Annotated in this window: 21 protein-coding genes and 1 riboswitch; of the genes, 9 read left to right on the top strand and 12 right to left on the bottom strand. The window is 53.7% G+C overall.

Annotation, left to right across the window (positions count from 1 at the left end; all coding sequences use genetic code 11):
• Nucleotides 1–8: 8 nt before the first annotated feature.
• The 8 genes from ftsL to leuO all read right to left on the bottom strand — a co-directional run bounded on the left by ftsL (nt 9) and on the right by leuO (nt 7,099).
• The gene (ftsL, locus tag V5P19_RS13235) at nt 9–374 is read right to left on the bottom strand and encodes a cell division protein FtsL (protein ID WP_014830643.1); all 366 of its coding nucleotides are present in this window, start codon (nt 372–374) and stop codon (nt 9–11) included.
• Nucleotides 371–1,312 carry a 16S rRNA (cytosine(1402)-N(4))-methyltransferase RsmH gene (gene rsmH, locus V5P19_RS13230; protein ID WP_334403946.1) on the bottom strand — a complete coding sequence of 314 codons (942 nt, stop codon included), beginning with the start codon at nt 1,310–1,312 and terminating at the stop codon, nt 371–373. The genes ftsL and rsmH overlap by 4 nt, the downstream gene beginning before the upstream one ends.
• 2 nt (nt 1,313–1,314) lie before the next feature.
• A complete protein-coding gene (gene mraZ, locus V5P19_RS13225; RefSeq protein WP_014882537.1) occupies nt 1,315–1,773 on the bottom strand; it encodes a division/cell wall cluster transcriptional repressor MraZ in 459 nt (152 codons plus the stop codon).
• 601 nt (nt 1,774–2,374) lie between these two features.
• The gene (gene cra / locus V5P19_RS13220; RefSeq protein ID WP_334403943.1) at nt 2,375–3,379 is read right to left on the bottom strand and encodes a catabolite repressor/activator; all 1,005 of its coding nucleotides are present in this window, start codon (nt 3,377–3,379) and stop codon (nt 2,375–2,377) included.
• A 179-nt stretch (nt 3,380–3,558) separates the two neighbouring features.
• On the bottom strand, nt 3,559–4,050 hold the full coding sequence (gene ilvN / locus V5P19_RS13215; RefSeq protein WP_006173870.1) for an acetolactate synthase small subunit: 492 nt from the start codon (nt 4,048–4,050) through the stop codon (nt 3,559–3,561).
• 1 nt (nt 4,051) lies between these two features.
• On the bottom strand, nt 4,052–5,776 hold the full coding sequence (gene ilvI, locus V5P19_RS13210) for an acetolactate synthase 3 large subunit (RefSeq protein ID WP_334403940.1): 1,725 nt from the start codon (nt 5,774–5,776) through the stop codon (nt 4,052–4,054).
• Nucleotides 5,777–6,006: 230 nt separating this feature from the next.
• The gene (locus V5P19_RS13205) at nt 6,007–6,135 is read right to left on the bottom strand and encodes a hypothetical protein (RefSeq protein ID WP_334403939.1); all 129 of its coding nucleotides are present in this window, start codon (nt 6,133–6,135) and stop codon (nt 6,007–6,009) included.
• Between the two features lie 19 nt (nt 6,136–6,154).
• Nucleotides 6,155–7,099 (bottom strand): transcriptional regulator LeuO, encoded by a 945-nt coding sequence (leuO, locus tag V5P19_RS13200; RefSeq protein WP_334403937.1) that lies wholly within the window; start codon nt 7,097–7,099, stop codon nt 6,155–6,157.
• Nucleotides 7,100–7,736: 637 nt separating this feature from the next.
• On the opposite strand from leuO, the gene leuL reads away from it, so the two are divergent.
• From leuL to leuD, 5 genes are all read left to right on the top strand, one after another.
• Nucleotides 7,737–7,823 (top strand): leu operon leader peptide, encoded by an 87-nt coding sequence (leuL, locus tag V5P19_RS24725; protein ID WP_071830037.1) that lies wholly within the window; start codon nt 7,737–7,739, stop codon nt 7,821–7,823.
• A 91-nt stretch (nt 7,824–7,914) separates the two neighbouring features.
• Nucleotides 7,915–9,486: a 2-isopropylmalate synthase gene (leuA, locus tag V5P19_RS13195; RefSeq protein ID WP_334403935.1), complete on the top strand. Its 1,572-nt coding sequence runs from the start codon at nt 7,915–7,917 to the stop codon at nt 9,484–9,486.
• The gene (gene leuB / locus V5P19_RS13190; RefSeq protein WP_334403933.1) at nt 9,486–10,577 is read left to right on the top strand and encodes a 3-isopropylmalate dehydrogenase; all 1,092 of its coding nucleotides are present in this window, start codon (nt 9,486–9,488) and stop codon (nt 10,575–10,577) included. Before leuA ends, leuB begins: the two co-directional genes overlap by 1 nt.
• 2 nt (nt 10,578–10,579) lie before the next feature.
• A complete protein-coding gene (gene leuC, locus V5P19_RS13185; protein WP_334403931.1) occupies nt 10,580–11,980 on the top strand; it encodes a 3-isopropylmalate dehydratase large subunit in 1,401 nt (466 codons plus the stop codon).
• A gap of 10 nt (nt 11,981–11,990) precedes the next feature.
• Nucleotides 11,991–12,596, top strand: coding sequence for a 3-isopropylmalate dehydratase small subunit (gene leuD, locus V5P19_RS13180; protein ID WP_334403929.1), 606 nt, complete (start codon nt 11,991–11,993; stop codon nt 12,594–12,596).
• A gap of 58 nt (nt 12,597–12,654) precedes the next feature.
• On the opposite strand, the gene V5P19_RS13175 is transcribed toward leuD, so the two are convergent.
• Nucleotides 12,655–13,833, bottom strand: coding sequence for a sugar efflux transporter (locus V5P19_RS13175; RefSeq protein WP_334403927.1), 1,179 nt, complete (start codon nt 13,831–13,833; stop codon nt 12,655–12,657).
• Nucleotides 13,834–13,952: 119 nt separating this feature from the next.
• Complete coding sequence (sgrT, locus tag V5P19_RS13170; RefSeq protein WP_334403924.1) at nt 13,953–14,105, bottom strand: glucose uptake inhibitor SgrT; 153 nt, start codon at nt 14,103–14,105, stop codon at nt 13,953–13,955.
• Nucleotides 14,106–14,193: 88 nt separating this feature from the next.
• On the opposite strand from sgrT, the gene sgrR reads away from it, so the two are divergent.
• The 4 genes from sgrR to thiQ all read left to right on the top strand — a co-directional run bounded on the left by sgrR (nt 14,194) and on the right by thiQ (nt 19,266).
• The gene (gene sgrR / locus V5P19_RS13165) at nt 14,194–15,849 is read left to right on the top strand and encodes an HTH-type transcriptional regulator SgrR (RefSeq protein WP_334403922.1); all 1,656 of its coding nucleotides are present in this window, start codon (nt 14,194–14,196) and stop codon (nt 15,847–15,849) included.
• Nucleotides 15,850–15,885: 36 nt separating this feature from the next.
• Nucleotides 15,886–15,986: riboswitch (TPP riboswitch) on the top strand.
• A 31-nt stretch (nt 15,987–16,017) separates the two neighbouring features.
• On the top strand, nt 16,018–17,001 hold the full coding sequence (gene thiB / locus V5P19_RS13160; RefSeq protein WP_334403920.1) for a thiamine ABC transporter substrate binding subunit: 984 nt from the start codon (nt 16,018–16,020) through the stop codon (nt 16,999–17,001).
• Nucleotides 16,977–18,587, top strand: coding sequence for a thiamine/thiamine pyrophosphate ABC transporter permease ThiP (gene thiP / locus V5P19_RS13155; protein WP_334403918.1), 1,611 nt, complete (start codon nt 16,977–16,979; stop codon nt 18,585–18,587). Before thiB ends, thiP begins: the two co-directional genes overlap by 25 nt.
• A complete protein-coding gene (gene thiQ, locus V5P19_RS13150) occupies nt 18,571–19,266 on the top strand; it encodes a thiamine ABC transporter ATP-binding protein ThiQ (RefSeq protein WP_334403916.1) in 696 nt (231 codons plus the stop codon). The genes thiP and thiQ overlap by 17 nt, the downstream gene beginning before the upstream one ends.
• Here the strand turns inward: thiQ and V5P19_RS13145 are convergent.
• Together V5P19_RS13145 and araC are read right to left on the bottom strand one after the other, a co-directional pair.
• The gene (locus tag V5P19_RS13145; protein WP_334403914.1) at nt 19,263–20,030 is read right to left on the bottom strand and encodes a DedA family protein; all 768 of its coding nucleotides are present in this window, start codon (nt 20,028–20,030) and stop codon (nt 19,263–19,265) included. The genes thiQ and V5P19_RS13145 overlap by 4 nt on opposite strands.
• A 128-nt stretch (nt 20,031–20,158) precedes the next feature.
• A complete protein-coding gene (gene araC / locus V5P19_RS13140; protein ID WP_334403913.1) occupies nt 20,159–21,004 on the bottom strand; it encodes an arabinose operon transcriptional regulator AraC in 846 nt (281 codons plus the stop codon).
• Nucleotides 21,005–21,128 lie beyond the last annotated feature (124 nt).

Here is a 21,128-nt window from a genome sequence, read left to right as displayed (position 1 = left end):
GTTTTCCCTTATTTTTGTACTACAATATTTTCCTGCGAAGGATCAACATGCTGCAATTGCAGCTTTTCCGTTGCGATCCGTTCTACCCGGCTGTGATCGCCGAGCGCATTTTCTTCAAGAATTAAATTTCGCCATTCGATATCCAGCGCATCGCGTTCCAGTACCATCTGCTCGCGTTGCGCAGTTAATAAACGCGTATGGTGGGCTGTTGTCACCACCGTCACTGCCGTCACAATGATGCAAATGAACAAGCAGAGTGGCAGCTTCCCAAACCGCAAAAGATCGTCGCCGATCACGCCAGGCAAGGCATGGCGCTCGTTGCTTCCTAACGAATCCTTAACTTTGCTTAGGGTCTCTGTCACTCTGCTGATCATGCGTTCGTCCTCTCTGCAATTCGCAGCACTGAACTACGGGCACGTGGATTCTCTGCCACTTCTTCTTCACCCGGCATCAACTTGCCTAATGCTCGCAAATAACGGCCACCCAGCTTGCTGAGTTGTTCTTCCGTCATCGGCAGCCCCGCAGGAACTTGTGGACCGCGGCTTTGTTCACGCATAAAGCGTTTCACAATGCGATCTTCCAGCGAATGGAAACTGATGATGGATAACCGCCCACCCGGGGCCAGCACGTTAAGCGAGCTTTTTAGCGCCAGCTCTATTTCCTCCAGTTCACTGTTTACCCAGATGCGAACCGCCTGGAAGGTACGGGTCGCGGGATGTTTGTGTTTATCCTTCACCGGAGTTGCAGCTGCAATTACCTCGGCTAGCTCTTTGGTGCGCGTCATCGGTTCAATGCGGTTGCGCTCAACAATGGCGCGCGCAATGCGTTTGCCAAAACGTTCTTCACCAAAGGTTTTGATCACCCAAGCGATATCGGCTTCATCCGCAGTTTGTAACCACTCAGCGGCAGACTGCCCGCGCGTTGGGTCCATGCGCATGTCCAGCGGACCATCACGCATAAAGGAGAAACCGCGCTCTGCATCATCAAGCTGCGGTGAAGAGACGCCAAGATCGAGAAGAATCCCGTCGATCTTGCCCGTCAGGCCCCGCTCAGCAACATAATCTGCGAGCGAAGAGAAAGGTCCATGCACGATGGAAAAGCGCGGATCATCGATGGTTTGCGCAACGGCGATCGCCTGCGGATCGCGATCGATTGCCAACAGGCGTCCTTCCGCTCCAAGCTGAGAGAGGATTAAACGCGAGTGACCACCGCGACCAAAAGTGCCATCAATGTAGATGCCGTCCGGACGAATATTCAGGCCGTTAACAGCCTCATCCAGCAACACCGTTGTATGTTTATAATTTTCCATCATATTTATAGAGACAAGTCCTGCAGCCGTTCCGATAAGGTTGCGGAATCAGACTGCTCAGCGTCGATATCTTCCTTGACCTGTTGATACCAGGTCGTTTCATCCCACAGTTCAAACTTGTTGAACTGCCCGACCAGCATCACTTCTTTAGTCAGACCGGCATGCTGCCGTAACACAGGTGCAATCAGTAATCGCCCAGCGCTATCCATCTGACACTCACTGGCATGTCCCAATAACAACCGCTGTACGCGGCGTTCCTGCGGGTTCATGCTCGACAGTCGCGACAGCTTTTGCTCGATAATTTCCCATTCAGGCAAGGGGTAAAGCAGCAGGCAGGGGGAGTTGATGTCAATGGTGCAAACCATTTGACCTGAAGCGTTCTCGATCAGCTGGTCGCGGTATCGGGTTGGGACCGATAAACGCCCTTTGCTGTCGAGATTGACTAACGTAGCTCCACGGAACATGCCAGCCTCACCCCTCCTCACCACATTAACCCACAAATTCCCACCTAAAGGAGTTTACGGAGCGAGGGAAAAGCTTGTCAAGCCAGGACTCTCTCTATAAAGACTCGAAAGCCCTCTATTTACAGAGATAAACAGACCTGGTTAATAACTGCACAACTGGCGAGGCAAAATTAACGTCATGAATATTTGTAAGAAAAAAACCGAATATGCACACTAGCGTTAAGGCTCACTCAATATCATCGCAGATAAATATAAAGTGTCAGTTTGCGACGCGGGCAGCATTTTAAGACATATCGCTTGGGGTTAACAGCGCCAGATTCATTACAACATCGCGTAAATGCGCGGGCAGGCATGTTCATCAGGAGCGACGGGAGAAAAACGTCTGAATATTCATCGACTGAAGGGTGTTTGTAACAAAATAATACAAATGAGATGTTTAAAAAGCCGCTAATTGTTCTTTCAAAGACAATTTAAAAGCCAGAAAGAATTAAGAAAAATAGCAGGCTATGATTCCTAAGGATTTATCCTAATTCTCATTCGGGAATTAACCTTGCGAATTATTCGAGCGAAATGGGGCAGTTTTAACTACCCCTCAATTACTTTAATGGCGGCTTAAAATTCCGCGACGGTAGAGATTACGTTTGATTCGGGTCAGCCCCGGCTTAGGTTTGCGCGGTTCATCCAGGCTTGCAAGCACGATCTCCAACACGCGCTCAGCCACGTCACGGTGGCGCTGAGCCACGGCCAGGACAGGGCATTGCAGGAAATCGAGCAGCTCATTATCACCAAATGTCGCAATCGCCAGGTCGGATGGCAATTTACCGTCTCGACGCAGCGTCACGTCCATTACGCCCTGCAGCAGGGCAAAGGAGGTGGTGAACAGCGCCTGAGGCATCGGGTGCGTTTCCAGCCATTTCTCAAACAGCTGCGCGGCGGCCTCGCGTTCATAGCTGTTGGCATACAGATAATGAACCTCACGCGGATCGTCTTTCCAGGCAGTTCTGAATCCTTGTTCGCGCAGGAAGCTCACCGAAAGCTCCGGCAACGCGCCCAGATAAAGCACGGTTTCAGCCGGGAAGGTTCTCAGTTCAGCAGCCAGCATTTCTGAATCATCCTGATCGGCACCGACAACGCTTGTGAAATGCTCTCTGTCCAGCGCACGATCCAGGGCAACAATAGGGAACGTGTTGTTGGCCCAGCGTTGATAGAAAGGATGTTCTGGCGGTAACGATGTTGAAACGATGATCGCATCGACCTGGCGCTGGAGCAGATGCTCAATACAGCGCATTTCGTTATCAGGCTGGTCTTCCGAGCAGGCAATCAGCAGTTGATAGCCGCGCTGGCGAGCCTGACGTTCCAGATAGTTGGCGATTCGGGTATAGCTGGTGTTTTCCAGATCCGGGATCACCAGACCAATAGAGCGGGTGCGACCGGCACGTAAGCCAGCAGCGACTGCATTCGGATGGTAGTTATGTTCACGAACCACCGCCATAACTTTTTCAACGGTCTTATCGCTGACACGGTACTGCTTTGCTTTACCGTTAATCACATAGCTGGCCGTCGTTCGTGACACGCCGGCTAGCCGGGCGATTTCATCCAGTTTCACAATTACCCCTTAAAAAAAGAAAAGAGTCCATGGCCCTGTCAAGGTTATGGTTAAATCTTTTAACATCTAAACGCAGAATAGTCACCGCGGCAATCGCTTTTATCTGCATTCGCGGCGGTTTGTGCAAAAAAAAGCCCGGCTTTGGCGACCGGGCAGAAAGAGGCGAACCTTTTTGATGACTAACGCATGATTTTATCGCCGCGCGACAGGCCAACAATGCCCGAGCGCGCAACTTCAACTATTTTTGCCACATCCCGCACGGAGGCCAGGAAGGCGTCCAGCTTATCGCTCGTTCCAGCCAGTTGAACAGTATATATAGAAGGCGTAACGTCAATGATCTGCCCGCGGAAGATATCGGTGTTGCGCTTGACCTCTTCGCGCCCGTAGCCGCTGGCCTGGATTTTAACCAGCATCACTTCACGCTCAACGTAGGCCCCCTGCCCCAGCTCGCTCACCCGCAGTACATCGACCAGCTTGTGCAGCTGTTTCTCGATCTGCTCAAGTACTTTGGCATCACCGACGGTCTGAATCGTCATGCGTGACAACGTCGGGTCATCAGTGGGCGCAACCGTCAGGCTTTCAATATTGTAGCCGCGCTGTGCAAAGAGCCCAATGACGCGTGACAGTGCGCCCGACTCGTTTTCCAGTAATACAGATAATATCCGGCGCATATCAAGTTCTCTCCGTTTTGCTTAACCACATTTCGTCCATACCGCCACCGCGAATATGCATCGGATAAACGTGTTCAGTACCATCAACGATGACATCCATGAAAACGAGGCGGTTGTTCTTAACGTGCTCAAGCGCTTCACCGAGTTTTGCTTCCAGCTCTGCCGGATCGGTTACTCGCATGCCGATATGCCCGTAGGATTCCGCAAGACGAACAAAATCGGGCAATGACTTCATATAAGACTGAGAGTGACGGCCAGAATAAATCATATCCTGCCACTGCTTCACCATGCCGAGGTAACCGTTATTCAGGTTCAGTACCAGAACCGGCAGTTCATACTGTAGTGCCGTAGAGAGCTCCTGGATATTCATCTGGATACTGCCGTCACCCGTTACACAGACGACGGTTTCATTCGGCAGAGCCAGCTTCACGCCCAACGCGGCTGGCAGACCAAAACCCATCGTGCCCAAGCCACCCGAGTTGATCCAGTGACGCGGTTTATCAAACGGGTAATACAGCGCAGCAAACATCTGATGCTGACCCACGTCAGACGTCACATACGCCTCGCCGTTCGTCAAACGCCAGATAGCTTCAATAACGGCCTGCGGTTTAATGTTCTCGCTTTGCGTGTCGTACTTCAGGCACTGGCGTGCTCGCCACTGTTCAATCTGCTGCCACCAGTCACGGATCTCATCCAGCGGTTGTGAAGCGGTTTCCTGAGCCAGTAAATCCAACATCTGCTCAAGAACCTGACGCGCATCTCCGACGATCGGTACATCTGCCGGAACCGTTTTTGAGATGGAGGTAGGATCGATATCAATATGCAGTACCGTGGCATCGGGACAGTATTTCGCCAGATTATTGGTGGTGCGATCGTCAAAGCGCACACCCACCGCAAAGATGACATCGGAATGGTGCATCGTCATGTTGGCTTCATAGGTGCCATGCATACCTAACATACCCAGAGACTGACGATGTGTCGCCGGGAACGCGCCCAGGCCCATCAGTGATGAGGCAACAGGAAGATTCAGTTTTTCAATAAGCTCACGAAGCTGAGCTTCGCATGCCGAGTTAACCGCACCACCACCAACATAGACAACCGGCTTTTTCGCTGCCAGAAGTGTTTGCAGCGCACGCTTAATCTGGCCTTTGTGCCCCTGCGTTGTCGGATTATAGGACCGCATACTGACCGACTCCGGCCAGACGTAAGGGAGTTTATTCGCCGGGTTCAGGATATCTTTCGGCAGATCGACCACCACCGGTCCTGGACGCCCGCTTGCTGCTAGCCAGAAAGCTTTTTTCAGCACGCCGGGAATATCTTCCGTTTGCTTCACCAGGAAGCTGTGCTTAACCACGGGGCGTGAAATCCCCACCATGTCGCACTCCTGGAAGGCATCGTAGCCAATCAGCGACGTTGCCACCTGCCCGGAAAGAATAACCAGCGGGATAGAATCCATATACGCCGTCGCGATACCGGTAATGGCATTTGTGGCACCAGGGCCAGAGGTGACTAACACCACGCCCACTTCACCTGTAGCACGGGCCAGCCCGTCAGCCATGTGAACCGCCGCCTGTTCATGACGAACCAGAACATGGTCAATGCCGCCTACCGTATGAAGCGCATCATAGATATCGAGAACTGCGCCCCCAGGATAGCCAAACACTTGCTTCACGCCCTGATCAATAAGCGATCGGACGACCATTTCCGCGCCAGACAACATCTCCATGCTTCGCCTCCAGGCTTTTTGTTATAGACGGCTGCAGAATTCATTTCCACGCCGTCTTACGATTGGATTGACCCAATCTTATATTTTGCAGAGTGATCGTTACCTTAACCGCTCGTTATGAGGCAGGCAATTAGCAAACCGAACGAGACAAGCAGCGTTCAAAGCAGAAAACACAGCCATTAAATGAGGATATGGTGAATTCATCTGGGATTAGCGAGCGCGATGATTAATCATCGCTTAAAAGCGGGAGGATTCAGGAAATCATCTATTTTTGAGAGGTTGGCAACAGCCAGAAAAAAACCACCACAGGATAAAATAGCACCAATTCTGAAAAAACCAGGATAAACCACATCAGTCATGCGATTTATCCTGAGGAGTTTATCGCCGGCAGACGCTAATAAGCAGCTCCTCCATCCACTGATGCCCTTTATCCCGGCCCGCGGCTTCATGCCAGGAAAGATAACAGGTACGGCTATTTAATTTGAGCGGTAATGGCAGAATCTGCAGGTTTAATTGCTCGGAGAACTCTTCCACGAGCCAACGCGGCGCAATTGCCACCAGGTGAGTCTGGGAAACCACATTTAATACGCTAACCATTGCCATGCCCTGATAGGCAACGCACGCCTGTTTATCCGGTGTGTCATACCACGGTAGGCTAAATGAGGCATATCTGTCGAGCGCAACCACGGCATGTTGCTCGCTATAAACATCGCTTTCACGCAAAGGGGAATTCATACGCGGATGCTTTTTACTGGCGACTAAAACCATTTCATCTTTAAACAGGGGGACACAGGAGAATTCCGGGCGACGAAACTCTTCATATCCCAGAACAAATTCGGTTTCCTGATAACGAAGCTGGTGTTCTGTGTTCTGATTCAACGATGATTTAAACACCAGATGAATATTTGGCGCAATTTCCTCAACTTTATTGTAGATAACTGATGTTAAATAATTATCCAGGGGGCTGCATACGCAAAGATGGAAAACTCGCTCACTGCTTAAGGGTTCAAAGCCCGAACCCGGCAGTTCATTCTGAACCAGCTGCAGCGCCTGGCGGATAGAACCAAATAGCTGAAATGCACGCGCTGTGGGCTGAATCCCTCTCCCGTAGCGAACAAACAATTCGTCATTAAACATCACCTTAAGCCTGGCGACGGCATTACTTACGGCGGGCTGAGACATGCCCAGAGACTGGGCTGCTCGAGTGATATTCTGTTCCTGCATCACCGCATCAAATACGGTTAACAGATTGAGATCCACTGTGCGTAACTGAGGTTTTACCCCATTATAAACTTGAGGTTGAGTAATATTATTTTCTGGCATTTCTGACTCCACTGTCACGCTAAACTCCCTTTGCCAAGGTAAAGTAATAAGTTCGAAAAATATGATTTACCATGCAGATAAAACCAGCGAAAGAGAATTGTTTAAAATTCGGATAATATAAAGAAAACACCCTTAAAAAATGGGTAATTCACATCTCATTGATGAAAATATAAAATTTAGTCTAAGGGATAACAATTAGATTATGACCGGCATGAAACCATAATTCAGACAAATAAACAATCGTCCACAGGTTAATGATGACTTAAGTTTTATTAAACTATTAATGGAAAACCACCCTCAATAATTAACAATCACGTATCACAATATCCGCATCGTAAGCCCGAGAAACATTCACCACATCTATAAATTTATGAAATAAAAGACATTTCAAGACACGCTATTGGCTTACGCGACGTATGTTGAATTGCTACTAATTATATTTAAATCATTCCAGAAATGAATTCTCAGTCCAAAAATAGACAATTAAAGGGGACTACCAGCGACGAACCAGCACAATTAGCTAAAGTGACCACCCCGTCAAATCGGGTGATAAGGTTCAATTCTGGTCTCAGGTATTGACATGCGTCGCCGTATCCAGTACCACTAAAAGCATATTACATTTCACGGAGCACGATTCATGATTCGCACCATTCGTTTCACCGGTCTACTACTACTAAACGCATCCTCTGTGCGCGGTAGACTGGCGGGCGAAATTCAGCGTTGAATCGTCACCAGTAAGACTAGAAACCCGCGCCACTGCGCGGGTTTTTTTATGCTCGTAGCATGGCGCCCTCAGACTGACAAGGACCTAACCCATGAGCCAGCAAGTTATTATTTTCGATACTACTTTGCGTGACGGTGAACAAGCATTACAGGCAAGCCTGAGTGTGAAAGAAAAACTGCAGATTGCCCTGGCTCTCGAACGTATGGGTGTCGACGTGATGGAGGTGGGTTTCCCTGTCTCTTCTCCGGGTGATTTTGAATCGGTACAAACCATTGCGCGCACGATTAAAAACAGCCGCGTATGTGGCCTGGCCCGCTGTGTTGAGAAAGATATCGACGTTGCGGCCGAGTCGCTGAAAGTCGCCGAAGCCTTCCGTATTCACACCTTTATTGCGACGTCCCCCATGCATATCGCCACCAAGCTGCGCAGCACGCTGGATGAGGTGATTGAACGTGCGGTGTACATGGTTAAACGTGCGCGTAACTATACGGATGACGTTGAATTTTCGTGCGAAGACGCAGGCCGCACGCCAATTGAAGATTTGGCGCGCGTGGTTGAAGCGGCCATCAATGCGGGCGCGAAAACCATCAACATCCCGGATACCGTCGGCTACACGATGCCGTTTGAATTCTCCAATATCATCACCGGCCTGTATGACCGCGTACCCAATATCGATAAAGCGATTATCTCCGTTCATACCCATGATGATTTAGGTCTGGCCGTAGGCAATGCCATTGCCGCCGTCCACGCCGGTGCGCGTCAGGTTGAAGGCGCGATGAACGGTATCGGTGAGCGCGCGGGTAACTGCTCGCTGGAAGAAGTGATCATGGCGATTAAAGTGCGTAAAGACATCATGAACGTCAATACGCGCATTAATCACAACGAAATCTGGCGTACCAGCCAGACCGTCAGCCAGATTTGCAACATGCCTATTCCTGCCAACAAAGCCATTGTCGGCACCGGTGCGTTCGCTCACTCCTCGGGTATTCACCAGGATGGCGTGCTGAAGAACCGCGAAAACTACGAAATCATGACCCCGGAATCCATTGGCCTGAACCAGGTTCAGCTGAATCTGACCTCTCGCTCCGGCCGTGCGGCCGTGAAGCACCGTATGGAAGAGATGGGTTACAAAGACAGCGAATACAACATGGATCAGCTGTACGACGCATTCGTGAAGCTGGCCGACAAAAAAGGTCAGGTATTCGACTATGACCTGGAAGCGTTGGCCTTCATCAACAAGCAGCAGGAAGAGCCGGAGCACTTCCGCCTGGATTACTTCAACGTGCAGTCAGGCTCCAGCGACATTGCCACCGCCTCGGTCAAACTGGCTTGCGGTGAGGCAATAAAAGCTGAAGCTGCAAACGGCAACGGTCCGGTCGATGCTATCTACCAGGCGATTAACCGCATCACCGAGTACGACATTGAGCTGGTTAAATATGACCTGACGGCCAAAGGCCACGGTAAAGATGCCCTCGGTCAGGTGGATATTGTCGTCAACTACAATGGCCGCCGTTTCCACGGTGTGGGTCTGGCGACGGATATTGTTGAATCCTCCGCAAAAGCGATGGTGCATGTCCTGAACAATATCTGGCGCGCCGCCGAAGTTGAAAAAGAATTGCAACGCAAAGCTCAGAATAAAGAGAACAAAAAGGAAACCGTGTAATGTCGAAGAGTTACCATATTGCTGTGTTGCCGGGTGACGGTATTGGCCCGGAAGTGATGGCACAAGCGCTGAAAGTACTGGAAGCCGTTCGTTCGCGTTTTGCGATGAAAATTACCACCAGCCACTACGATGTGGGCGGTATTGCTATCGATAATCACGGTACGCCACTGCCAAAAGCCACCGTTGAAGGCTGCGAGAATGCTGATGCCGTGCTGTTTGGCTCCGTAGGCGGCCCGAAATGGGAGCATTTGCCACCCGCAGAGCAGCCGGAACGCGGTGCCCTGCTGCCGCTGCGTAAGCATTTCAAACTGTTCAGCAACCTGCGTCCGGCGAAGCTGTATCAGGGTCTGGAAGAGTTCTGCCCGCTGCGCGCGGACATCGCCGCGAACGGTTTCGATATTCTGTGCGTGCGCGAGTTGACCGGCGGCATCTATTTCGGCCAACCAAAAGGTCGTGAAGGCAGCGGCCAACACGAGAAAGCCTTTGATACCGAGGTCTACCATCGTTTCGAAATTGAGCGTATCGCCCATATCGCTTTTGAGTCTGCGCGCAAACGTCGCCATAAAGTGACCTCTATCGATAAAGCGAACGTGCTGCAGTCGTCCATTTTGTGGCGTGAAATCGTCGGTGAAATCGCGAAACAGTATCCTGACGTTGAGCTGTCGCATATGTATATCGACAACGCAACCATGCAGCTGATTAAAGATCCGTCACAGTTTGACGTGCTGCTGTGCTCCAATCTGTTCGGCGATATTCTGTCGGACGAGTGTGCAATGATCACCGGCTCCATGGGCATGCTGCCTTCAGCCAGCCTGAATGAAGAAGGCTTTGGCCTGTATGAACCTGCGGGCGGCTCTGCGCCGGATATCGCGGGTAAAAACATTGCCAACCCGATTGCGCAGATCCTCTCCCTGGCCCTGCTGCTGCGCTACAGCCTTGATGCCGGCGATGCAGCAACCGCAATTGAAAACGCCATTAACCGGGCGTTAGAAGAAGGCGTCCGTACCGGTGATTTAGCACGCGGCACGGCGGCAGTCAGTACCGATGAAATGGGCGATATCATTGCCCGCTATGTCGCTGAAGGGGTGTAATCATGGCAAAGACGTTATATGAAAAATTGTTTGATGCCCACGTCGTTTACGAGGCGCCAAACGAAACCCCACTGCTGTATATCGACAGGCATCTGGTGCACGAAGTGACCTCCCCTCAGGCGTTCGACGGGTTGCGCGCGCACAAACGCCCGGTGCGTCAGCCGGGTAAAACCTTCGCGACCATGGATCACAACGTCTCCACCCAGACTAAAGATATCAATGCGTCGGGTGAAATGGCGCGTATCCAGATGCAGGAGCTGATTAAAAACTGCAACGAGTTTGGCGTCGAGCTGTACGATCTTAACCACCCGTATCAGGGTATCGTCCACGTAATGGGCCCAGAGCAAGGCATAACCCTGCCGGGTATGACCATTGTTTGTGGCGATTCTCATACCGCGACGCACGGCGCCTTTGGCGCACTGGCGTTCGGGATCGGCACCTCAGAGGTTGAGCATGTTCTGGCTACGCAGACCCTGAAACAGGGCCGTGCGAAAACCATGAAGATTGAAGTGAAGGGCAAAGCTGCGCCGGGTATCACCGCAAAAGACATCGTGCTGGCCATCATCGGTAAAACCGGCAGCGCGGGCGGTACCGGACACGTCGTTGAATTCTGCGGCGAAGCCATCCAGGCGCTGAGCATGGAAGGTCGAATGACCCTGTGCAACATGGCCATTGAGATGGGGGCAAAAGCGGGTCTGGTTGCGCCAGACGACATCACCTTCAACTACGTGAAGGGACGCTTGCACGCGCCTAAAGATCAAAATTATGCTGATGCCGTGGCGTACTGGAAAACCCTGAAAACCGACGACGGCGCCAGCTTTGATACCGTGGTCACCCTGCAGGCGGAAGAAATTGCCCCGCAGGTCACCTGGGGCACCAACCCGGGACAGGTCATCTCCGTCAACGACAGCATCCCTGACCCGGCCTCGTTCGCCGATCCGGTCGAGCGTGCCAGTGCCGAAAAAGCGCTGGCCTATATGGGGCTGAAGCCGGGCATCCCGTTGACGGACGTCGCCATTGATAAAGTCTTCATCGGCTCGTGCACTAACTCCCGTATTGAGGATTTACGTGCGGCTGCCGAGATTGCTAAAGGCCGTAAAGTTGCGCCAGGCGTGCAGGCGCTGGTTGTTCCTGGCTCGGGTCCTGTTAAAGCTCAGGCGGAAGCTGAAGGTCTGGACAAAATCTTTATCGACGCGGGCTTCGAATGGCGCTTGCCGGGCTGCTCCATGTGTCTGGCCATGAACAATGACCGTCTGAATCCGGGTGAGCGTTGTGCTTCCACCAGCAACCGTAATTTTGAAGGTCGTCAGGGCCGTGGTGGCCGCACACACCTGGTCAGCCCGGCAATGGCCGCTGCTGCGGCAGTCACCGGCCATTTCGCCGACATTCGCAGCCTGAAATAAGGAGACAATCATGGCAGAGAAATTTACCCAACATACGGGCCTGGTTGTCCCACTGGACGCCGCTAACGTCGATACCGATGCAATCATTCCTAAGCAATTTTTGCAGAAAGTGACCCGCACGGGGTTTGGTGCGCACCTGTTTAACGACTGGCGTTTCCTTGACGAAAAAGGCGAAGTGCCTAACCCGGAGTTCGTGCTGAACTTCCCGGCGTTTAAAGGGGCATCCATCCTTCTTGCGCGAGAAAACTTCGGCTGCGGCTCATCGCGCGAGCACGCGCCGTGGGCGCTGACCGACTACGGGTTTAAGGTGGTTATCGCTCCAAGCTTTGCGGATATCTTCTACGGTAACAGCTTCAACAACCAGCTGCTGCCCGTGACGCTGAGCGATGCGCAGGTCGATGAACTGTTCGCACTGGTTCAGGCGAATCCGGGCATTTCATTTGAGGTGGATCTGGAAGCAGGCGTGGTGAAAGCCGGGGAAAAAACCTACAGCTTCAGCATTGACGCTTTCCGTCGTCACTGCATGTTGAACGGTCTGGACAGCATTGGTTTGACGCTGCAGCATGAAGAAGCGATCTCCGCCTACGAGAAAAAACAGCCTGCATTTATGGGCTAAAAGCAATGGCCCGCAGCGTGCGGGCCATTGCTAAGTTTCGTGAATTCGCCTTCCCGGATCACACATCTTTTACCCGGCAGGTCAGCGCCAGCGTGACCACCGAGATTGCCGCAATCATCCAGTAGACCGACGCATGGCCGTAGCTTTGCGACAATGCGCCCTGAATGACCCCTGCCAGAATGACGCCCGTCGAGATGCTATTGGTAAAGAGCGTGGTTGCAGAGCCTGCACGCCCGGGCATTAGATCCTGGAACCAGAGCATGCCGATTCCGGCAACAATGCCAATAAACACGGCGTTGAACAGCTGCAGCGCCAGTAACGCTTCGCGCGAATGGAAAAGGATCAGCCCCGCGTAAAAGAGCACCCCAGCCGCCACCGCGACGATCATCATCCGACGCTTTCCGAAACGCTTAACGTAGTAACCCGCCAGAATCATTGCCGGAATTTCCAACCCGGCCGCGGTGCCCATTAAGATCCCGGCGAGCTTGTCCGGCAAGCCCAGATCGCTGCTGATCCACAGCGGCATGTCGATGATGTACATCGTGTTACAGGTCCACATTAGCGTAGAGGCAATAAACAGCATGCGGACGTTTTTGTCCTGCCAGCCGCTCACCTGAGTAAGGGGTTTATCAGTCGTTTGTTCGACCCGAGCCACGGACGGCAGCGCAAAAGCAATCAGCGCCAGGCTAATGACAAAAATCCCTGCCGCAATGGAAAACATGGCGGTAAAGCCATAGTTTAGCGCCAGCATGAAGGCCAGCGGCGGACCGATGACCCATGCTAGCGAGAGCTGTGCACGCATCACCGAGCTGAACATCACCACTTCCCGCGCCGAGTTATCCGCATATTCACGGGCCAGGGCGAAAAGCTGCGGCATGGCGGTGTTCGCCAGCGACGCCAACAGGACGCCACAGGTAATGAGCGTCAGGTAATCACGATTGAAAGCAAAGAGCAGCGCGTTGCCCACCGCCATGGCGCAGCAAAAGAGGATCAGCTTACGGCGATCGCCCTGGCTGTCCGATCGTTTCGCCAGCGCGAGGCTCACGAGGATACCTGCAATGGCATTGACGGTATAAAAGAGTCCTACCCAAAACGGCTGAGCCCCCACTTCCCGGCTCAGGAACAGACTCAGCGTCGGTGCCTGAAGCGCCCCCGCCACGCCCATCATAAAGGCGACCAGCATAAAAGCGGCATACACGCCATTCAGGCGTCGCCCCATCGTCATCAACCAGAGCATGCGCAAGTCCTTGTGAAAGCAAATCGAATTGGGTGAAATAGTAAACGAAAAAAGCCAGCAAAAACATTTTGCTGGCGGGTGATTAGCACCAATACTCAGTCACACATGATCGAGGCGAGTTAGCGAGAAGAGGCCGGTCTCGTAACGTCCCACTGCATCAGTTCCTCTAACATTTTCAGCCGTTGCTCTGCACACTGGCGGGCCAGCCAGGACATTCCCTGTGTCGCCGAAAAGTACTGCTGATAAAACTGACGTGCGGTAGACCTCTTCATAATTTACCTCCTCGCTTCATCGGGAAGAATTATTGGCCTAATATAGGGATAAATAAATTGCTGATTTTTTGTCAGGAGTTCCCCTTTTATGGCGTCCGGTCGTCTGCAACAACAATTCATCCGCCTTTGGCAGTGCTGTGAGGGGCAACCCCAGGAGACCACGCTGAACGAGCTGGCTGACCTGCTCAACTGTTCGCGCCGCCATATGCGCACCCTGCTCAACACCATGCAGCAGCAGGGCTGGTTAAACTGGGAGGCAGAGGCCGGGCGCGGGAAGCGCTCGCGGCTGACTTTTCTCTATACCGGACTGGCGCTGCAGCAGCAGCGTGCTGAAGATTTGCTGGAACAGGACAGGATCGATCAGCTGGTGCAACTGGTGGGGGACAAAGCGGCAGTGCGCCAAATGCTGGTCTCCCATCTCGGGCGCAGTTTTCGTCAGGGCCGCCACATTCTGCGGGTGCTCTACTACCGCCCGATGAAAAACCTCTTACCGGGCACGGCGTTACGGCGTTCAGAAACCCATATGGCGCGACAAATATTCAGCGGACTGGCCCGGATAAATGAGGAAAATGGGGAACTGGAAGCGGATATCGCACACCATTGGCAGCAACTTTCCCCACTCCACTGGCGCTTCTTTTTACGTCCCGGCGTCCATTTCCACCACGGACGTGAGCTGGAAATGCATGATGTTATCGCCTCCTTAGAACGCGCCCGCAAGCTGCCGCTCTACTCGCATATTTCACGCATTCATTCTCCAACGGCATGGACGCTGGATATTGAACTGTCGCAGCCGGACAAATGGCTCCCGTGGCTGCTGGGGTATGTTCCGTCGATGATTTTGCCAGCCGAGTGGGAATCGATGAACAACTTTTCCGGCCAGCCCATCGGCACCGGCCCCTACTCTGTTGCCCGCAATAACAACAACCAGCTAAAGATCCGTGCGTTTGATGATTATTTTGGCTACCGGGCGTTGATTGATGAGGTGAACGTCTGGGTTTTGCCGGATCTTAACGAGGAGCTGAGCGCGGGGCTAACGCTGGAAGGGCCGACGACGGGTGAAAAGGCCGTCGAGAGTCGTCTTGAGGAAGGCTGCTATTATATGCTTTTTGACAGCCGTACCCATCGCGGGGCCAATCGTGAGGTGCGCCAGTGGGTAAGCCACATTCTGGCCCCTGCCAACCTGATTTATCATGCGGAAGAGCATTATCAGACCTACTGGTTCCCCGCTTACGGCCTGCTTCCCCGCTGGCACCACGCCCGCCCGGTGTACAGTGAGAAACCCGCCGGACTGGAGTCCATTACCCTGAGCTACTACCGTGAACACGTTGAGCATCGGTTTATCGCCAGGATCATGACCAAACTGCTGGCAGACGTTGGGGTCAGGCTGGAGATTCAGGAAGTCGACTATGATGAATGGCATCGCGGCGATATCGTGAGCGACATCTGGCTGAACAGCGCCAACTTCACCCTACCGCTTGATTTTTCGCTCTTCTCACACCTGTATGAGGTCCCGCTGATCCAGCACTGTATCGAACGGGACTGGCAGCAGGATGCCGCCCTGTGGCGCGCAGGAGAGATGAATCTGGCCGCATGGTGTCAGCAGCTACTGGCAGAACAGGCGATCGTCCCCTTGATCCACCACTGGTTGATGATCCAGGGCCAGCGCAGTATGCGAGGATTGAGAATGAACACGCTCGGCTGGTTTGATTTTAAATCTGCCTGGTTTGCACCGCCGGATCCATAACGCTTTCGTAATATTCACCAAATCATTACAATACCGCCGTTCTCAACGGGGTGCTGCATCACTGATGTGCGCTGAGATAATACCCGTCGAACCTGATCCGGATAACGCCGGCGAAGGGATTTGAGGCTGTCGCTCAAAATCCTTTGCCACTCAACATTGAGGTGCAAAGTGTTAAAAAAAGTTCTTCCACTGCTGGTGCTGTTTGCGCTACCAGCCGTTGCTAAGCCCGTCCTGACGGTCTACACCTACGACTCGTTCTCTGCCGACTGGGGCCCTGGCCCGGTGGTCAAAAAAGCCTTCGAAGCCGATTGTCAGTGCGAGCTGAAGTTCGTGGCGCTGGAAGATGGCGTCTCGCTGCTTAACCGTCTGCGTATGGAAGGCAAAAACAGTAAAGCCGACGTGGTCCTTGGTCTGGACAACAACCTGCTGGATGCCGCGTCGCAAACCAAACTGTTTGCCAAAAGCGGCGTAGCCGCAGATGCCGTCAACGTTCCGGGCGGCTGGAAAAACGACACATTTGTCCCATTCGACTACGGCTACTTTGCATTCGTCTATGACAAAAACAGGCTGAAAAACCCGCCTAAAAGCCTGAAAGAGCTGGTTGAGAGCACGCAGAAATGGCGTGTCATTTACGAAGACCCGCGCACCAGCACGCCGGGGCTGGGTCTGCTGCTGTGGATGCAGAAAGTTTACGGCGATAAAGCGCCAGAAGCATGGCAAAAACTGGCGGCTAAAACCGTCACCGTGACTAAGGGCTGGAGCGAAGCCTACGGACTGTTCCTGAAAGGGGAAAGTGACCTGGTGCTGAGCTATACCACGTCCCCGGCCTACCACATTATTGCCGAGAAGAAAGACAACTACGCCGCCGCCAATTTCGCTGAAGGCCATTACCTGCAGGTGGAAGTGGCTGCACGAACCGCCGCCAGTAAACAGCCGGAACTGGCCGAGAAGTTCCTGAAATTTATGGTCTCAACTGCATTCCAGAATGCCATTCCGACCGGCAACTGGATGTATCCGGTGACCAACGTGGCGCTGCCGACGGGCTTTGAGCAACTGACCAAACCACAGGTCTCGCTGGAGTTTACGCCGCAGCAAGTCGCCGCGCAGCGTGCAGCATGGGTAAGTGAATGGCAACGCGCCGTCAGCCGCTAATTCCCGGCTGGCTGGTCCCGGGTCTGCTCGCCGCTATTCTTATGGTGGCGGTCAGCCTGGGCGCATTTCTGGCGCTGTGGCTTAACGCGCCAGAAAGCGACCTGCGCGCGATCTGGCACGACAGCTATCTCTGGCACGTCATCCGTTTCTCTTTCTGGCAGGCATTTCTCTCTGCATTGCTGTCCGTCATTCCGGCTATTTTCCTGGCACGGGCGCTCTACCGCAGGCGCTTCCCCGGCAGGCAGGCGCTTTTACGACTGTGTGCCATGACGCTGATCCTGCCCGTTCTGGTGGCGGTATTCGGCATTCTGAGCGTGTATGGTCGCCAGGGCTGGCTGGCGTCGCTCTTTGCGGCTCTCGGACTGGAGTGGACCTTCTCCCCTTACGGGCTGAAGGGTATTCTGCTGGCGCATATCTTTTTCAATATGCCGATGGCAACGCGACTCTTCCTCCAGGCGCTGGAGAATATCCCCGGCGAACAGCGGCAGATTGCCGCGCAGCTGGGAATGCGCGGCGGATCATTCTTCCGCTTTGTTGAATGGCCATGGCTGCGCCGGCAAATCCCGCCCGTTGCAGCCCTTATCTTTATGCTCTGCTTCGCCAGTTTTGCCACCGTACTTTCGCTCGGCGGTGGACCGCAGGCAACAACCATTGAGCTGGCCATTTATCAGGCGCTCAGTTACGACTACGATCCGGGCCGGGCCGCGCTGCTGGCAATGGTGCAGATGATGTGCTGCCTTGCGCTGGTCCTGCTGAGCCAGCGCTTAAGCAAAGCCATTCCGCCAGGTAGTAATCAGATTACAGGCTGGCGCGATCCGCAGGATAGCCTGCACAGCCGCATCAGCGATGCGTGTCTTATCGCACTGTCGCTACTGCTTCTGCTGCCGCCCCTGATGGCCGTCATCGTTGATGGCCTGAACGTTAGCCTTTTGTCCGTGTTGCAACAGCCCGTCCTCTGGCAAGCAACCTGGACATCCCTGCGCATTGCGCTGGCCGCCGGGCTGTTGTGCGTCATCCTGACCATGATGCTGCTGTGGAGCAGCCGCGAACTCTATGCACGTCAGGCCCAAAAAGCCGGACACGCGCTGGAACTGACAGGCATGCTGATTCTGGCAATGCCGGGGATCGTGCTGGCGACGGGATTCTTTTTACTGTTTAACAGCACCATTGGATTGCCGGAACGCGCTGACGGCATCGTGATTTTCACCAACGCCCTGATGGCGATCCCTTACGCCCTGAAGGTGCTGGAAAACCCGATGCGCGATATCAACAGCCGCTACAGTTTGCTGTGCCAGTCGCTCGGCATGCAGGGATGGCGGCGATTGAAAATTGTCGAACTGCGTGCCCTGAAACGCCCGCTGGCTCAGGCGTTGGCCTTCGCCTGCGTGCTTTCAATTGGTGATTTTGGCGTGGTAGCGCTCTTCGGCAATGAAGAGTTCCGCACGCTGCCGTTCTGGCTGTATCAGCAAATTGGCTCTTACCGAAGTCAGGACGGCGCCGTCACCGCGCTGCTGCTGCTGCTGCTGTGCTTTGCGTTATTTACCGTTATCGAAAAAATTCCGGGGCGTGATGTTAAAACTGATTGATGTAACCTGGCTCTACCAGCACCTGCCCATGCGCTTCACCCTCTCGGTACGTCAGGGCGAGATGATTGCGGTGCTTGGCCCGAGCGGAGCAGGAAAGAGTACCTTGCTTAATCTGATCGCCGGTTTTCTGCAGCCGGCAAGCGGATCGATAGAGATTGAAAACCGCGATCATACCCATACTCCACCGGCAAAACGTCCGGTGTCGATGCTGTTTCAGGAAAATAACCTGTTCACCCATCTGACGGTACGGCAAAACATCGGGCTAGGTATGGATCCGGGGCTAAAGCTCAACGACGCGCAGCGTCAAAAGCTGGAAAGGATTGCCGAGCAGATGGGCATTACCGCCTTTCTTGACCGCTTGCCCGGCGAGCTTTCCGGCGGCCAGCGGCAGCGGGTGGCGCTGGCCCGCTGTCTGGTACGCGAGCAGCCGGTGCTGCTGCTGGATGAACCTTTCTCCGCACTCGATCCCGCGCTGAGACAGGAGATGCTTGCCCTGGTGCAGGACGTCTGCCAGCGCCAGCAGCTGACCATGCTGATGGTGTCACATAGCATTGAAGATGCTGTGCGCATTGCGCCGCGATCGGTGGTGATCGCGGAGGGACGTATTTTATGGGATGGTGAAACTGAAGCGTTGATGGGCGGAAAAGCAAGCGCGTCGCACCTGCTGGGAATACATTAGCGGCTCACGACCTTCAACAGGATCTCACCGTATACCGGCATCAGCGGGTGGCGGATAAGCGCAACCAGCGCCACAACCGCAACGCCCAGCGTCAAGGGTGCCAGCCAGAGCAGGCGATTGCGTGGAAGATAACGCGTCAGGCGATCGACACTCGCTTTTGCGCTGCGCCACAGCCGCCAGCACAACCATGCCGCCAGCCACAACAGCACCGCCGTGCCCAACAGCAGCCACTTAAACTCACCGCTATTCATGCCGTCAGGGATATCGATGGCCGCACCGGCGAGGATCCCCGGCAGGAAGTAGAACGGCGGCCAGAACACACAGCCGATGATGTTTGGCACGATGAATTTTGCGACAGGCAGATCCAGCATCCCGGCAACCATGGGCACAAGCGGACGCGTTGGCCCGACAAAGCGGCCCACGAGGATCGTGAACATGCTGTGCTGGTGCAGCGCGTGCTCGGTTTTATCCAGCAGCGCTTTGTTCTTTTTCATAAACGACCAACGGTGCAGTGGCTTTTTGAAGCGCCAGCCCAGCCAGAAGGAGATCCAGTCGCCGAGCAAGCAGCCGACGATACCGGCCATCCACGCCTGCCAGAAATTGACTTCACCGCTGCCAATCAGCGCCCCAAGCCCTGCCATCATGACCGTACCGGGCAGGATTAGCCCGACGAGCGCCAGCGATTCCAGAAACGCCACCAGCGCAACGGCGATGAGCGAATACGTAACGGACTGGGTGATAAAATGTTCCAGCAATGCCTGCATAACTATTCCGGTCAGAAAACGAATCAGCGATTCTGATTAGCGCCCAGCGCCGCGTCAAGACAACAATTGTCTGAATAGTTTACAAGTAGCTGCCAGAGTTCACCTGTTTGTTTCTCTTTTTTTACCCTTTATTCACACCCTGCGCGGAATTCACTGGGGCTGGCGCCCGTGCATTTTTTAAATACGCGGGAAAAATAGAGCTGATCTTCAAAGCCCACGTTGCGGCCAACGGTAGCGATAGGCATTCGAGTGGTGCTGAGCAGTAGCTTGGCCTGACTGATACGCTGGTCCTCACGCCAGCTCAGCACGCTCACGCCAAGCTGCTGGCGGAAGAGATGTGACAAACGTGACGGTGAAAGGCAGACGTGCTGGGCCACGCTGGCGATATCAAACTGACTGTCGGCAAGGTGATCGCTGATGTACTGGCAGGCGTCGCGCACGCGGTTATCCAGCGGCGGGTTAAGCGATTCGTTAATCGCTTCCATTCTGCGCAGTAAGACCTGTTCCAGCAGATTAATGGCCAGCAGCTCGGCGTAGCGCCCGCCTGCCTGCCCGGCCTCGATAATCTGGGCAAATAGCTCGCGAAACTGCGCCAGATGAGCCTCGTCAGGACGATAGAATCCGGTGTGCGCAAAAATAGCGGGCCACGAGAGCCACTCCTGCCAGTAGGCGCGCGGGCGGAAGTAAACCCACTGGTGATACCACTCTTTCGCATCCGGATGACGGCCATAGTGGTGGATCTCCCCCGGCGGAAACAACAGCATATCGCCAGGGCGACAGACAAACTGCTGGTCACCGTTTTTGATGACCCCTTCCCCACGCACGGTAAGGTTCAAAATAAAACCTTTCATCCCGAGCGGTCGATCGACGTAGAAATCGAGGTAGCCTTCGGCCTCAATCGGGGTAAGCCCTGCCACCAGATGGGCGTTAAACGAGTAGCCCGGCAGTAAGGGATCGTTTTGCGTTTCGGCCATAGATTCAGTTCTCCCAAGGGTCCTGAAGGAAACCATTTGTCCATATCATTAAAAGCAGGTTAAAAATGGGCCGCGAAAAGTTCCAAAAAGCATCACGCCTCTTTTACGTCCGCCATGTTTCAGC

It is taken from the genome of Enterobacter sp. UNJFSC 003 (assembly GCF_036903355.1).
Lineage (GTDB): Bacteria > Pseudomonadota > Gammaproteobacteria > Enterobacterales > Enterobacteriaceae > Enterobacter.
Note: the sequence above shows the minus strand (reverse complement) of the source record. Positions and strands in the feature narration are given on the sequence as shown.

What these genes read in the sequence shown, in the direction of transcription:
- leuD (WP_334403929.1), top strand. Translation starts at nt 11,991, where the DNA reads ATGGCAGAGAAATTTACCCAACATACGGGCCTGGTTGTCCCACTGGAC.
- ilvI (WP_334403940.1), bottom strand. Translation starts at nt 5,776, where the DNA reads ATGGAGATGTTGTCTGGCGCGGAAATGGTCGTCCGATCGCTTATTGAT.
- rsmH (WP_334403946.1), bottom strand. Translation starts at nt 1,312, where the DNA reads ATGATGGAAAATTATAAACATACAACGGTGTTGCTGGATGAGGCTGTT.
- mraZ (WP_014882537.1), bottom strand. Translation starts at nt 1,773, where the DNA reads ATGTTCCGTGGAGCTACGTTAGTCAATCTCGACAGCAAAGGGCGTTTA.
- V5P19_RS13145 (WP_334403914.1), bottom strand. Translation starts at nt 20,030, where the DNA reads ATGCAGGCATTGCTGGAACATTTTATCACCCAGTCCGTTACGTATTCG.
- leuO (WP_334403937.1), bottom strand. Translation starts at nt 7,099, where the DNA reads ATGCCAGAAAATAATATTACTCAACCTCAAGTTTATAATGGGGTAAAA.
- V5P19_RS13175 (WP_334403927.1), bottom strand. Translation starts at nt 13,833, where the DNA reads ATGCTCTGGTTGATGACGATGGGGCGACGCCTGAATGGCGTGTATGCC.
- thiQ (WP_334403916.1), top strand. Translation starts at nt 18,571, where the DNA reads ATGTTAAAACTGATTGATGTAACCTGGCTCTACCAGCACCTGCCCATG.
- leuL (WP_071830037.1), top strand. Translation starts at nt 7,737, where the DNA reads ATGATTCGCACCATTCGTTTCACCGGTCTACTACTACTAAACGCATCC.
- leuC (WP_334403931.1), top strand. Translation starts at nt 10,580, where the DNA reads ATGGCAAAGACGTTATATGAAAAATTGTTTGATGCCCACGTCGTTTAC.
- sgrR (WP_334403922.1), top strand. Translation starts at nt 14,194, where the DNA reads ATGGCGTCCGGTCGTCTGCAACAACAATTCATCCGCCTTTGGCAGTGC.
- ftsL (WP_014830643.1), bottom strand. Translation starts at nt 374, where the DNA reads ATGATCAGCAGAGTGACAGAGACCCTAAGCAAAGTTAAGGATTCGTTA.
- leuA (WP_334403935.1), top strand. Translation starts at nt 7,915, where the DNA reads ATGAGCCAGCAAGTTATTATTTTCGATACTACTTTGCGTGACGGTGAA.
- araC (WP_334403913.1), bottom strand. Translation starts at nt 21,004, where the DNA reads ATGGCCGAAACGCAAAACGATCCCTTACTGCCGGGCTACTCGTTTAAC.
- sgrT (WP_334403924.1), bottom strand. Translation starts at nt 14,105, where the DNA reads ATGAAGAGGTCTACCGCACGTCAGTTTTATCAGCAGTACTTTTCGGCG.
- thiP (WP_334403918.1), top strand. Translation starts at nt 16,977, where the DNA reads ATGGCAACGCGCCGTCAGCCGCTAATTCCCGGCTGGCTGGTCCCGGGT.
- leuB (WP_334403933.1), top strand. Translation starts at nt 9,486, where the DNA reads ATGTCGAAGAGTTACCATATTGCTGTGTTGCCGGGTGACGGTATTGGC.
- ilvN (WP_006173870.1), bottom strand. Translation starts at nt 4,050, where the DNA reads ATGCGCCGGATATTATCTGTATTACTGGAAAACGAGTCGGGCGCACTG.
- V5P19_RS13205 (WP_334403939.1), bottom strand. Translation starts at nt 6,135, where the DNA reads ATGACTGATGTGGTTTATCCTGGTTTTTTCAGAATTGGTGCTATTTTA.